This window comes from Pseudomonas sp. PA-1-6B (assembly GCF_021609545.1).
Taxonomy (GTDB): Bacteria; Pseudomonadota; Gammaproteobacteria; order Pseudomonadales; family Pseudomonadaceae; genus Aquipseudomonas; species Aquipseudomonas fluorescens_BV.
The window spans coordinates 271,600-284,264 of the sequence record NZ_WJZM01000001.1 but is presented as its reverse complement, the minus strand read 5'-3'; the positions used below and the strand labels follow the sequence as shown (position 1 = coordinate 284,264).

10 protein-coding genes are annotated in these 12,665 nt (G+C 59.8%); 1 reads left to right on the top strand and 9 read right to left on the bottom strand.

Annotation, left to right across the window (positions count from 1 at the left end):
* The 9 genes from GIV35_RS01205 to GIV35_RS01165 form a co-directional block, all read right to left on the bottom strand.
* Nucleotides 1-2,571, bottom strand: a complete 2,571-nt coding sequence (locus tag GIV35_RS01205; RefSeq protein WP_236264123.1) for a hypothetical protein — start codon at nucleotides 2,569-2,571, stop codon at nucleotides 1-3.
* Between the two features lie 162 nt (nucleotides 2,572-2,733).
* A complete protein-coding gene (locus tag GIV35_RS01200) occupies nucleotides 2,734-3,447 on the bottom strand; it encodes a PqiC family protein (RefSeq protein ID WP_032873461.1) in 714 nt (237 codons plus the stop codon).
* A gap of 173 nt (nucleotides 3,448-3,620) precedes the next feature.
* Nucleotides 3,621-5,885, bottom strand: coding sequence for a DNA topoisomerase IV subunit A (gene parC / locus GIV35_RS01195; RefSeq protein ID WP_020301636.1), 2,265 nt, complete (start codon nucleotides 5,883-5,885; stop codon nucleotides 3,621-3,623).
* A gap of 70 nt (nucleotides 5,886-5,955) precedes the next feature.
* Nucleotides 5,956-6,951, bottom strand: a complete 996-nt coding sequence (locus GIV35_RS01190; RefSeq protein ID WP_198714725.1) for an esterase-like activity of phytase family protein — start codon at nucleotides 6,949-6,951, stop codon at nucleotides 5,956-5,958.
* Nucleotides 6,951-8,855 carry a DNA topoisomerase IV subunit B gene (parE, locus tag GIV35_RS01185; RefSeq protein ID WP_003188026.1) on the bottom strand — a complete coding sequence of 635 codons (1,905 nt, stop codon included), beginning with the start codon at nucleotides 8,853-8,855 and terminating at the stop codon, nucleotides 6,951-6,953. The genes GIV35_RS01190 and parE overlap by 1 nt, the downstream gene beginning before the upstream one ends.
* A gap of 46 nt (nucleotides 8,856-8,901) precedes the next feature.
* Nucleotides 8,902-9,510 carry a YqiA/YcfP family alpha/beta fold hydrolase gene (locus GIV35_RS01180; RefSeq protein WP_014716651.1) on the bottom strand — a complete coding sequence of 203 codons (609 nt, stop codon included), beginning with the start codon at nucleotides 9,508-9,510 and terminating at the stop codon, nucleotides 8,902-8,904.
* A 178-nt stretch (nucleotides 9,511-9,688) separates the two neighbouring features.
* The gene (cpdA, locus tag GIV35_RS01175) at nucleotides 9,689-10,501 is read right to left on the bottom strand and encodes a 3',5'-cyclic-AMP phosphodiesterase (protein WP_105225540.1); all 813 of its coding nucleotides are present in this window, start codon (nucleotides 10,499-10,501) and stop codon (nucleotides 9,689-9,691) included.
* Between the two features lie 97 nt (nucleotides 10,502-10,598).
* Nucleotides 10,599-11,048: a DUF1249 domain-containing protein gene (locus tag GIV35_RS01170; protein ID WP_073524857.1), complete on the bottom strand. Its 450-nt coding sequence runs from the start codon at nucleotides 11,046-11,048 to the stop codon at nucleotides 10,599-10,601.
* Nucleotides 11,039-11,656, bottom strand: coding sequence for an NUDIX domain-containing protein (locus GIV35_RS01165; RefSeq protein WP_198714728.1), 618 nt, complete (start codon nucleotides 11,654-11,656; stop codon nucleotides 11,039-11,041). Before GIV35_RS01165 ends, GIV35_RS01170 begins: the two co-directional genes overlap by 10 nt.
* Nucleotides 11,657-11,849: 193 nt before the next feature.
* On the opposite strand from GIV35_RS01165, the gene GIV35_RS01160 reads away from it, so the two are divergent.
* Complete coding sequence (locus GIV35_RS01160; protein WP_054896254.1) at nucleotides 11,850-12,596, top strand: RsiV family protein; 747 nt, start codon at nucleotides 11,850-11,852, stop codon at nucleotides 12,594-12,596.
* Nucleotides 12,597-12,665: the final 69 nt, after the last annotated feature.

Below are 12,665 nucleotides of genomic sequence, written 5' to 3'. Positions count from 1 at the left end.
CTATTTGATTTTCTTGCTATCCACGACATTTATGGTTCGGCGTGGAATCCAGCCTGACCTGACCTGGTCCAAAAGCTGATACCCACTCATTTTAAAGTTGGATCCGACGGGTAGCGGCCTTTCTATCTGGACAGACCATTGTCCAAAACCATCGACAACCGCGTACCCAAGTGGAACTCCGGGCCTGTTCTCCTGATTCAACTCAACCACGGCCCCCACAACGCCAGTGCCTTTTACAAGAGGCTGGCGGCCAACGGTCTGATTTTCGGCAGGGGTTTCGATAACCGGAGCATCGGGAACCTGCACTACCTGGAAGGTCCTATTCGCCAACCAGCGGGCGATTTTACCGTCAAGCTGCTGATAGCCCGTCATGACAAAGGAGTTTGTGACCGGCAGAGGCTGATCAACCTGCACCGACCAGCGTCCATAGCCATCGACAGTGGTGGTCGCCAAGGCGTTATACGGGTCACCCGATTTGAGCAACACGACGGTCGCGCCCGCAATACCACTACCTGACACAACTGGCCGTCGTCCTGTTTTCACACCTTGTGCAGGGGTTTCGATAATCGCCAGATCGGGAGCATCGACAACTTGGATAGTTCTATTGGCCAACCAACCGGATCTTTTCCCCTCAATCGACTGATATCCAGTCATGGTAAAGGCGGGTGGGCTTATCGGCAGCCGATTATCAACCTGCGTGGCCCATCGCCCATAACCATCGACGGTAGTAGTGGCTAAAATATTTTCAGGTTTGTACGACTGCATCAACACAACAGTAGCACCTGCTACACCCGTACCGGTCACAAAAGGCCGGCGGCCCGTTCTGACGCTTTGGGCCGGCGTTTGGATAATCGCCGGATCAGGTACATCAACAACCTTGAGTGTCCTGTTCGCCAGCCAACCCGAACGTTTTCCATCAAGGGTTTGATAGCCGGTCATGGTAAAGGCGGGTGGACTTATCGGTAGAGGGCGCTCTATGCGCACTGACCAGCGGCCATAGCCATCGACCCTAGTAGTGGCCAGCGGATTGTAAGGATCGTAGGATTTAAGCAACACCACAGTAGCACCAGGGACACCGGTACCTGACACTTGCGGCAGGCGGCCAACTTCGACATTTTGGGCGGGGGTCTCGATTATTGCCGCAGGCACGCTCAGTTCAGCCACCTTGAAGCTGCGATTGCCAGATAACACCGAGGTTCTTCCCCCAAAAGTTTGTCGAGCGGTATAGGAATAACTGCCAACATCATGCACTGACAGCGAGTACACCGACCAGTTGCCGTTGCCATCGGCAATGGCAGTGCCCTCGACTTCCGCAGGCTTGGAAGCATTTACTATTTCAATACGTGCGCCAGGCCAGGCAGTGCCGGCAAATACTGGCTGTTTACCGGTACTGGCCCCCTCGAGGGGGACCGCAATGACGGGAGCGGGGACCGTGGTTGTACAGTAAGGAAAACCCGCCCCATCAAGCGCGACCGCGACTATCGCCTCGTCCGGCCCGGCGCTGCACACAAGCACTTTAACCTTGCGGGAAGAGTCCTCAAATGTCTGCCCCGCAAGTAGCGTAGGATCGTTGGTTCTTGGCGTCTCTGGCGTGGCATCAATCTGCACATTCTGCACGCCTTGCTCCCTCGCATAACGCATCCACACGCCATTGACCCGGTTGTCATTCTCCGGAAAGTTATCAAAGACCGTAGGTTTCCTGTATTCCAGCGACAACAACGGGTAGTAGGCCCCACCGGGCGAATGGGTTTCAGGGATCTTGATCAGGTACAGCTGCGGGCCTTCGCGTCCCAACACCTTCAAACTGTAAAGGCCGGTGCGCGTGATAGTCGTCGCCTGGCCATCATCCAGCCAGCCGGCATAGCGGCGGCTGACCGCAGGATAAAGCGTGCCACCACCTGACACTGAGTCACCAGTGTCTCCATACTCAACGTAAGTGCAATCAACAGGCGCACTCACAGACGCGCCATTGCGGGGGCAGCCTATGAGGCTTCCCCCATGACTAAAGCCTAAATTATGACCAAGCTCGTGCTTGTAAACATGCGGTGAGCCTGCCTTGCCAAACACTCCAACATGCCTACCGGGGGTATAGGCCAAGGCGCCACCGCCACAATTAACGATGTTAATTTCATAGTCGAAATCATCGGGATTAAGGCCATTCTTTTCGGCAGTCTTGCGACCCTCCGCGATAGACGTGGACATAGAGCATCCCTCAGGCTTCGGTCCAGACGTCGCCTCCACTACCCGCCCCTCCAACTTCAGCTTTCCACCGGACGCAGCCAGAATATAAGAGCGTAATGAATTAGGATCAGTAGACAGCGTATGCAACTCCACCTGATCCCTGTCCAACACACGCTCTCCCTGCCAATGGGTTACCGTGACCAACATTCTCTTGGTGCCCGTCACAGGGCGGATTATCTGACTCAAGCTTGACAGTTCACCTTCGGCTGGCGGAAGTTCATCATTTTCAAGGCCGCCAAATTCACGATTAACTTCATGGCTACAGCCCATGAGAGCAACACTTAATGCACTACAAAAAAACCAAGCGAGGAAGATCGATATTTTTTTCATGAGCTCAGTACCTTAAGAGATAGGACTGAAATCACACTAGAGACCTTATGCGCAGCTGGATACTGTCAGAATTAACAGGTACGCAGAATTAGGCGCTGGCGTTTTACAGCAGGCATGAAAAAGCCCGCGGGCTTGGCGGGCTTTTTCAAAAAAAATCTCAGATCAGAACCTGAACACTTCCAGATCCGTGCGAATCGGCGTGGCCATCGGCATCTTCGGTTTTTCCGGGGCCGCAGGCTTGGCCTGGGCGGGGGCCTGTTTACGCGGCTGCGCTTCGGCAATCGGCGGCTGGTTGGCCAGTGGTTTGAGGGCCACCGACAACTGCTGTGCCAAGTGCTGCAACAGCACACCCTGGGCCTGGACCTGGGACGCAGTGGTGCCGGCGTGTTCTTCCTGCAGGTGCACAATGCGGTTGTCCCGCACCTGCCCGCGACGGTCGATCAGGCGCCACTGTGCATCCAGGATCGCCGGTTGCGACTTGCCGGAATCCAGCCGCGTAATGGTCAGCAACACCTGTACATCCGGGGTGAACCCGGAGGGTCCCGGCGCCAGGACCACTCGCTGGCTGTCTAACTGGCCGGCGACCTGACGCAACATCAGCTGGTTGATATCCGACGACAGGCTACCGGCCCAACGACCATCTGTGGAACCTTGCAGGCTGCCGTCGTTCTGACGTTGAAGCAGGGTTTCGCGTTGCAGGTAATCGGCAACGACTACCGGCCCCAGCAATACTGCCATGCCAGCGGTTTGGGCTGGCTGAGCCGGACTTCCGCTGTCCAGCTGGTACAGCGACACCGGTTGATGTGTGCTGCAACCCGCCAACCCCAAAAGGCCAGCGAGCATCAAAAATAGAGGAAGGCGTGGAGCAGTCATCATCCCATCCAAGTGGCTGCCACAAGGCGAACCACAATGTAATACTAAAAATAACCTGAACACGCTCGGCCACGCCGGCGCTGGAAAGGCCATATCATCCGTGAATATGCGCCATGACTCCAGCGCGAAAGCATCGATCTACGCGTTAAATCGTAGATCGAGGCCTCTAGTACCGCTTAAACCGGCGTTTCGACCAGCAAGGCATCCACTCGCTGGAAGCCTCGTGGCAGTTTGTTACCTCGCCGGCCACGCTCACCCTTGTAGTGTTCAAGGTCGTCAGGGCGCAATGACAACGTGCGCTTGCCGGCCTGGAGCACCAGGGTAGAGCCTTCCGGGACCACGGCGATGTCAGTCACATACTCCTCACGACTGGCCACCCGGTCACCGGGAATCCCGATGATCTTGTTGCCTTTACCCTTGCCCAACTGCGGCAAGTCGCTGATCTTGAACACCAGCAAACGCCCTTCGGTGGTCACCGACGCCAGCCAGTTGCTTTCACGATCCTCCACCGGCCTCGGCAGAATCACCTTGGCGTTGTTCGGCAGGCTCAACAGCGCCTTGCCCGCCTTGTTCTTGGCCTGCAGGTCTTCACCCTTGACCACGAAACCGTAACCGGCGTCGGAGGCGATGACATACAGCGAATCATCGTCCGGCAACAGCACGCACTCGAAATTCGCCCCCGGTGGCGGCGTGAGGCGCCCGGTCAACGGCTCGCCCTGCCCCCGCGCAGACGGCAGGGTGTGGGCCGGCACCGAATAACTGCGCCCGGTCGAGTCGATAAACACCGCGAACTGATTGGAACGCCCGGCGGCAGCGGTCTTGAAGCCATCACCGGCTTTGTACGAAAGGCCGGTGGCGTCAATATCATGCCCTTTGGCGGAGCGAACCCAACCCTTTTCCGACAGAACGACGGTAATTTTCTCGTTGGGCAACAGCTCGGTTTCGGTCAGGGCCTTGGCTTCAGCGCGCTCGACGATAGGCGAGCGACGGTCATCGCCATAGGTTTCGGCGTCTTTGATCAGTTCGCTGCGCACCAGCTTCTTGAGCTTGGCTTCGCTGCCCAGCAGGGCTTGCAGCTTGGCTTGTTCCTTGAGCAGTGCATCCTGCTCGTCGCGCAGCTTCATTTCTTCCAGGCGTGCCAACTGGCGCAAGCGGGTGTCGAGGATGTAGTCCGCCTGGATTTCGCTCAGCTCGAAACGCGCGATCAGCTCGGCCTTCGGATGCTCGGCGGTACGGATGATATGGATCACTTCATCCAGGTTGAGGTAGGCGATCAGCAAACCGTCCAACAGGTGCAAGCGGCGCTCAACCTTGTCGAGGCGGAATTGCAGGCGGCGGCGCACGGTTTGTACGCGGAACTCCAGCCACTCCACCAGCAGATTGCGCAGGTTCTTCAACTGCGGCTTGCCGTCCAGGCCGATGATATTGACGTTGACCCGATAGCTGGACTCCAGGTCGGTGCTGGCGAACAAGTGCTGCATCAGCACTTCGTGATCCACCCGGCTGTTGGTCGGGATGATCACGATGCGGCATGGGTTCTCGTGGTCGGACTCGTCACGCAGGTCGGCCACTTGCGGCAATTTCGACGGTTTGGCCTGCATCAACGCGGCGATCTGCTCCAGCACCTTGGCACCCGATACCTGGTGCGGCAGCGCGGTCACAATAATGTCGCCGTCCTCAATGTGGTACACGGCACGCATACGCACCGAGCCCTTGCCCGTTTCGTACATCTTCAGCAGGTCGGCGCGCGGCGTGATGATCTCTGCTTCGGTCGGGTAATCCGGGCCCTGGATATGCTCGCAGAGCTGCTCGACCGTAGCCTTGGGCTCATCCAGCAAGCGCACGCAGGCGGTGGCGACTTCGCGCAGGTTGTGCGGCGGCACGTCGGTGGCCATGCCGACCGCAATACCGGTGGTGCCATTGAGCAGGATATTCGGCAAACGCGCCGGCAACACCAGGGGTTCGTCGAGGGTGCCGTCAAAGTTCGGCCCCCAGTCGGCAGTGCCCTGGCCCAGCTCGCTGAGCAGCACTTCGGAATAACGCGACAGCCGCGCCTCGGTGTAACGCATGGCGGCGAAGGATTTGGGGTCATCCGGTGCCCCCCAGTTACCCTGGCCGTCCACCAGGGTATAGCGGTAGCTGAACGGCTGGGCCATCAGCACCATCGCTTCATAGCACGCCGAATCGCCGTGGGGGTGGAACTTACCGAGCACGTCACCGACGGTACGCGCCGACTTCTTGTGCTTGGAATCGGCGTCCAGGCCCAACTCACTCATGGCGTAGATGATGCGCCGTTGCACGGGCTTCAGGCCATCGCCGATATGCGGCAAGGCACGGTCCATGATCACGTACATGGAGTAGTTGAGGTAGGCATTTTCGGTGAATTCAGCCAGCGACCGGCGTTCTACGCCATCTAAGCTGTCTGCGAGGATGTCACTCATGCGGGCCTCATCATGGGGTAAGGCGCAGCGGAACTGCCGCTGCGCTGATTCAATTCAAAAAAATCTCGATTCATGGCTGGGCACTCCAGCCGCCATCCGGAGCGGCAAAACGATAGACGATCGGGCGTTTTTCACCATCGGCACGCGGGCCAAAATTGTTGTCGATCCCGACCCAGGCACCGTCGGCATCCACCAACAGGGCTTCAGCCAGGCCATACGACTGCGGGTAACGTCGCTGTGGCGTCAGGGTTTCGTCGGCAAACGACCAGCACAGCTCAACCTTGGCCGTGAGCGGGTCGCGCCGGCAGATCTGGAACGCATTGCGCTCCAGGGTAAACAGCTTGCCGTTGAACAGCGACAAGTCGGCAAAGTCCTTGGACACGGCCTTGGCGTTGGGGAACTGCGCCGGTTGCACTTCCTGGCCGGCCTCGCTCAACAATACACAACGACCATCGCAATCCCATACGCTCTGCCCACGCTTGATCGAGACCAGGCCACGGCGTTCACGCTCGGCAGCCAGCCAGATCTGATTGCCTTCAGGGTTTACCGCCAAGCCTTCGAACAAGGCATTAAAGTGCAGCAACATGCCACTGGCCCTGGCTTCACGCACCATGCCCGGCGCGATTTTCAACCACTCCGGCGCGCCCGTCGCGGGCACCTGCAACACTGCGGCATGGGCTTCGCTGACAATATAACGATTGCCTGCGGCATCACAGCTGATGCCTTCAAAGTCCAGGTCACCACCACGTATGAACGAAGCGGCCTTGGTGCGCGAACGCAAGCCCCAAGGCAGGCCGGACTCGGGCACGGGCGGCACGTCGATCTTCAGCGCTTGCGCGCTCCACGTCGGCGCACGGGTATCCAGGCGGTAGATCTGGTCGTCATCGCGGTCCGAAACCGTCCACAGCTCGTTGCCACACAACGCCAGGCCCGACAGGTTCCCACCGTGCATGCCGTCAACCGGGTGTTCCGAGACCAGCTTGAGTTCTGCCACGCTGGCTGCGGCCACCTGGGTGACCGCCAGCCCGCTCAACATCAGGATCGCCAGGGCGAAGCCTGTGCGCATCAGCCCAGAACCTCGGCCAGGTTGCCTTTGGATTCAAGCCAGGTCTTGCGGTCGCCAGCGCGTTTCTTCGCCAGCAGCATGTCCATCATTTCCGAGGTGGCAGCGAAGTCTTCCAGGGTCAACTGCACCAGGCGCCGGGTGTTCGGGTCCATGGTGGTTTCGCGCAGTTGCGGCGGGTTCATTTCACCCAGGCCCTTGAATCGCGTGACCTGTGGCTTGCCGCGTTTCTTCTCGGCCACCAGGCGGTCGAGGATGCCATCGCGCTCGGCTTCGTCCAGGGCGTAGAAAATTTCCTTGCCCAGGTCGATGCGGTACAGCGGCGGCATGGCGACGTAGACGTGACCGGCATCCACCAACGGGCGGAAATGCTGGACGAACAACGCGCACAGCAAGGTAGCAATGTGCAGGCCGTCAGAGTCGGCGTCGGCGAGGATACAGATCTTGCCATAGCGCAGCTGGCTCATGTCCGCCGCACCCGGGTCGACCCCGATGGCTACGGCGATGTTGTGCACTTCCTGGCTGGCCAGCACTTCGCTGCCGTCGACTTCCCAGGTGTTGAGGATCTTGCCGCGCAGCGGCAGGATCGCCTGGAACTCCTTGTCCCGCGCTTGCTTGGCGGAACCGCCGGCGGAGTCACCTTCGACCAGGAACAGCTCGGAACGCATCGGGTCTTGCCCGGCGCAATCGGCCAGTTTGCCCGGCAGTGCCGGGCCCTGGGTGATGCGCTTGCGCTCGACCTTTTTGCTGGCCTTCAAGCGCCGGCCGGCGTTGTTGATCGCCAGCTCCGCCAGGGCCAGGCCCAGCTCGGGATGCTCGTTGAGCCACAGGCTGAACGCGTCCTTGACCACACCAGAGACAAACGCCGCCGCCTCGCGGGACGACAGGCGCTCTTTGGTCTGGCCGGAAAATTGCGGTTCCTGCATCTTCATCGACAGCACGAACGCGATGCGCTCCCACACGTCTTCCGGCGCCAGCTTGACGCCACGCGGCAACAGGCTGCGGTATTCGCAGAACTCACGCATGGCATCCAGCAAGCCTTGGCGCAAACCGTTGACGTGGGTGCCGCCCTGGGCCGTGGGGATCAGGTTGACGTAGCTTTCCTGCACGCTGTCGCCACCTTCGGGCAACCACAGCAGCGCCCAGTCCACCGCTTCTTTATTACCCGACAGGCTGCCGCAGAACGGCTCGTTGGGCAGGCGTTCGAAGTCGCTGACCGAGTCTTCCAGGTAGGAACGCAGGCCGTCTTCGTAGTGCCACTCGACCTTCTCGCCGGTGCCTTTGTCTTCAAAGCTGACCAGCAGGCCCGGGCACAACACAGCCTTGGCCTTGAGCACGTGCTTGAGGCGGCTGATGGAGAATTTGGGCGAATCGAAATACTTGGGGTCCGGCGCAAAGTACACGCTGGTGCCGGTGTTGCGCTTGCCAACGGTGCCGATCACTTCCAGGTCGGTGGCTTTGTAGCCATCGGCGAAAGTCATCTGGTACTCGTTGCCATCGCGCTTGACCTTGACCCGCACCAGGGTCGACAGCGCGTTGACCACGGAAATACCCACGCCGTGCAAACCGCCGGAGAACTGGTAGTTCTTGTTGGAGAACTTGCCGCCGGCATGGAGCTTGGTAAGGATCAGCTCGACGCCCGGCACACCCTCTTCGGGGTGAATGTCCACCGGCATGCCACGACCATCGTCGGACACTTCCAGGGAATGGTCGGCGTGAAGGATGACTTGCACCGACTTGGCGTGCCCGGCCAAGGCTTCGTCGACGCTGTTGTCGATGACTTCCTGGGCAAGGTGGTTCGGCCGACTGGTGTCGGTATACATGCCGGGGCGTTTGCGCACCGGGTCGAGGCCCGAGAGGACTTCGATGGCGTCGGCGTTATAAGAGCTAGCGCTGGGAGTGGCCATGGGGTCTCGTCGTGAGTCGTTCGATTAAAAAGTGACCTGCGATTTTCTACAGTGACGAAAAATCGAAGGATTGAAACTGATCTGCGCCAATGCCGGCAAAGCACAACAGTGCCGGCAATTGCTGGGCGAACCCCTGGTAGCCATGGTCGCCACCGGCCTGGATGCGCAAGGCGCAGGCCCGGTAATACTGTTGGGCCAGGCGATAATCCAGGGTTTCGTCCCCGGTCTGCAACCACACCTGATAACGCGCGGCATCCTGGGGCGCCGGTACTTCCAGCTCGGCCAGGGCCGTGACGTGGTCCTGTGTCAATTCCCAGGTCTCATCGGTGTAGAGGTTCTTCTGGGTGCCCAGGTAACCGTCGAACATCCGATGGGGACTGACCGCCGGGTTGACCAGCAACGCCTTGAGACCATGGCGTTCTGCAAGATGGGTTGCATAGTAGCCGCCGAGTGAGCTGCCGACCAGCAGTGGCCGGCCCAGTTGCGCAATCGCTTGCTCCAATTGAAGAATCGCCTGACGAGGGTGGTGATGCAGCGCCGGTACACGTAGCTGGTCGGACAGGCCGAGGGTGCCCATCACAGTGGTCAACTGGCTGGCCTTGTTGGAAGCCGGCGCACTGTTGAAACCGTGGATATACAGGATCGAAGCGGACATGCCGGGCTCTCCGTGCTGGGGCCAAAGAGGCGCAGTTTACAGGGAATGCAGGCAGAAGCGGACCCAATGTGGGAGCTGGCTTGCCTGCGATGGCGGCGATTCAGTCAACGAGTCAGCGCCAGGTACACCGCCATCGCAGGCAAGCCAGCTCCCACCCTTTGATCAGTGTTTGCAGGTCTTAATAGCCGTTGCTGCCGTAATCGACGGTGAATGCGAAGCCCACCAAACGCTCTACCCCCGTCTCCAACCGTCCGTCGCCATGCAAACGCAACCAGCGATAACCCGGCGCCTGCTCGCTGACCTGGAAATCCTCACTTCCCGGCGCGAACTGGATACAGGTGGACGGCGAAGCCAGCAGTCGCACACCGTTGCGGTCGCCGTCGATCTCCTGATGCACGTGGCCCCAAAGCAATGCCTTGGTCTGCGGGAAGCGCTCAAGCACGGCAAACAGCGCCTCGGGGTTGCGCAGGCCGATCGGCTCCATCCACGCACAGCCGATGGGCACCGGATGATGATGGAAACACACTAGATGATGGCGGTCCGGCGCTTCGCTCAAGGCCTGCGCCAGCCTTTGCAGTTGCTCGTCTTGCAAGTAACCCGGCACCGACCCGGGTACCGCCGAATCCAGCAGGGTGATACGCCAGTTGCCGATATCCACCACCGGTTCGAGCAAATCACTGTGCATGGCAGCCTGGGCCATGACCTGCGGTTCGTCGTGGTTGCCGGGAATCCAGCGCGCCGGGGCGCCAAGGGGAGCGGTCAAATCGCGAAACTGCTGATAGGACGCCAGCGTGCCGTCCTGAGACAAGTCGCCGGTCGCCAGTATCAGGTCGATGGTCGGCTGTTGCGCGCGCGCCAGCTCGACCACCCGCTGCAGGCTTTCACGGGTATTCATGCCCAGCAGCGTGGCGTCAGCGTCGGCAAACAGATGGCTGTCGGACAACTGCACCAGCAACACGGCATCAGGATTCACGGCGGATACGCTCGGCAAGGCGCTCTCCCTGGCAACTACAGGAATGGACATTTGGCGCGATTATGCTGGGGCAGGACACAAAGAGGAAACCCAAGGAAGCAGGCACAGTTCACATTTACCGCACCACTTCAAACTCATGGCCCAAGGCCAGGCAGTGGCTGAGCCATTCGCCGAGGAACACATTGAGCTGTGCTTTCTCATCGGGCTGGTGCATGAACACATTCGGGTAAGGGTAGATGCTGCGAAAGCGTCGTGCGTGCTCGGCGCTGATCACTTCGGCCATACGGGCGTCGTGGTACACCTGTACTTCCAGTTGCGGCACCGGCAACCACGGCAGGCTGTGTTCCTGGCGTACCCGCAGGGTGGTGGTGTATGGGCAGGTGAGAATGACTTCCAGGGTCAGCACGCCAAGCATCTGGTCGCCATGGGTGACGGCGATTCGCCGCGCCTGGGGAGTGTGACGCATGTCCGGGAGCAGGCGCATCAGCCGCGCATAGTTGGCCTCGCAGGCCGCTTGCAGCCCGATCAGGTCAACTCGATAACGTTCCCGTGCCTTTACTGCCATAACCCCCTCACTTCCGCGCGATTAAGCGCAAGCCATTGCAGGGCGATAATGCTGGCTGCGTTGGAAATCTTGCCATCGCGCACCGCCTGCAAGGCATCTTCGAATGCCCAGACGGTGACGCGGATGTCTTCTGCTTCTTCTTCCAATCCATGGACACCACCCGCGCCCGAGCTGTCGCATCGGCCCAGGTACAGGTGGACAAATTCGGTACTGCCGCCCGGCGACGGGAAATACTTGGTGATCGGCCACAGCGCGGAGAATGTCAGCCCAGCTTCCTCCTCGGCCTCGCGGTGTGCAACCTCCTCGGGTTGCTCATCCTTGTCAATCAGGCCGGCGACCATCTCCACCAGCCAGGGGTTGTCGGCGCGGCCCATGACGCCGACGCGGAACTGCTCGATCAACACCACCTCATCGCGCAGCGGGTCGTAGGGCAGCACGCACACGGCGTCATGACGCACGAACACCTCGCGGTTGATCACCCGGCTCATGCCGCCGTCGAATTTTTCGTGGCGCAGTTGCACGCGATCGAGCTTGTAGAAGCCTTTATAGGCATTGTCACGCTGAACAATCTCGATCTTGTTCGGCGTCGACTTCGCGATGTCCGTCATGCTGTCCCTCGTTAAGCTCGTGCAATGGGCGCCATCCTAACGCGCCGACGCCCGTTGATGCAGCCCCTTTGCGGTTGCCGGGAGAGGCGGCGAGCGTCAAACTCGCTGCAATCAGTTTAGTGGCGAACTGGCGGCCACGTTGGCAGTCCAAGCGCTACTCTTTTCGCTTTCCATCGATTTACGAAGGACACACATGTCGCTTTTAAAAATCGCCTCCGTGGCCTGTATTGCCTTGACCCTGGGTGCTTGCCAGAGCCTGTTCCAACCCGCCTATCTCAAGCCGCTGGACGTTACCACCGACAAATCGGAGCAGATCAAGCCCGGCTGTGACAGTCCAGCCTGCCCGCTGGTGAACATCGACACCGTGCATTTCCCCACCGAGCCACAACTCGACAGCCTGGTGGAACAGCGTTTGCTGCAAATGACCCGCACCACGCCTGGCGCCAGCGTACCGGCGAGCCTGAACGCCTACCGGAACACCTTCCTGCGTGAGTCGCCGGACCGCCATGGCATGTACTTGCAAGCCAAGGTACGTGACCAGCATGACGGACTGGTGATCGTTGAAGTGTCCAGCTACCTGGACACCGGTGTCGCCCACGGCGAGCCAGGCCGTGGGTTTATCAACTATTCACGGATTCTGCATAAGGAACTGACCCTGGCCGACATGCTGCTGCCCGGCCAGGAGCAGGCCTTCTGGAACACCGCGAAAGTTGCCCACAACAGTTGGTTGATCAGCACCAAGATGGACCGCGATCCGGAGTTCGTGAAGAGCTGGCCGTTCCAGAAAACCCCGAACGTGGCCCTGACCAGCGGCGGTGTGGTGCTTAAGTACAACGTCAGCACCATCGCCCCTTACGCACAGGGGCTGATCGAAATCACCCTGCCCTATACGCGCCTCACCGGTGTGATCAAGCCTGAGCTGGTGCCCGCACGCCGTTGATCGGTTGACGGTTCAAGGGTGTTATTACAGAGGGAGATTGGGTGTTTGTCGGATCGCTATCGCGGGCAA

What these genes read in the sequence shown, in the direction of transcription:
- parE (WP_003188026.1), bottom strand. Translation starts at nt 8,855, where the DNA reads ATGGCCACTCCCAGCGCTAGCTCTTATAACGCCGACGCCATCGAAGTC.
- GIV35_RS01160 (WP_054896254.1), top strand. Translation starts at nt 11,850, where the DNA reads ATGTCGCTTTTAAAAATCGCCTCCGTGGCCTGTATTGCCTTGACCCTG.
- GIV35_RS01180 (WP_014716651.1), bottom strand. Translation starts at nt 9,510, where the DNA reads ATGTCCGCTTCGATCCTGTATATCCACGGTTTCAACAGTGCGCCGGCT.
- GIV35_RS01205 (WP_236264123.1), bottom strand. Translation starts at nt 2,571, where the DNA reads ATGAAAAAAATATCGATCTTCCTCGCTTGGTTTTTTTGTAGTGCATTA.
- GIV35_RS01190 (WP_198714725.1), bottom strand. Translation starts at nt 6,951, where the DNA reads ATGCGCACAGGCTTCGCCCTGGCGATCCTGATGTTGAGCGGGCTGGCG.
- GIV35_RS01200 (WP_032873461.1), bottom strand. Translation starts at nt 3,447, where the DNA reads ATGATGACTGCTCCACGCCTTCCTCTATTTTTGATGCTCGCTGGCCTT.
- GIV35_RS01165 (WP_198714728.1), bottom strand. Translation starts at nt 11,656, where the DNA reads ATGACGGACATCGCGAAGTCGACGCCGAACAAGATCGAGATTGTTCAG.
- parC (WP_020301636.1), bottom strand. Translation starts at nt 5,885, where the DNA reads ATGAGTGACATCCTCGCAGACAGCTTAGATGGCGTAGAACGCCGGTCG.
- GIV35_RS01170 (WP_073524857.1), bottom strand. Translation starts at nt 11,048, where the DNA reads ATGGCAGTAAAGGCACGGGAACGTTATCGAGTTGACCTGATCGGGCTG.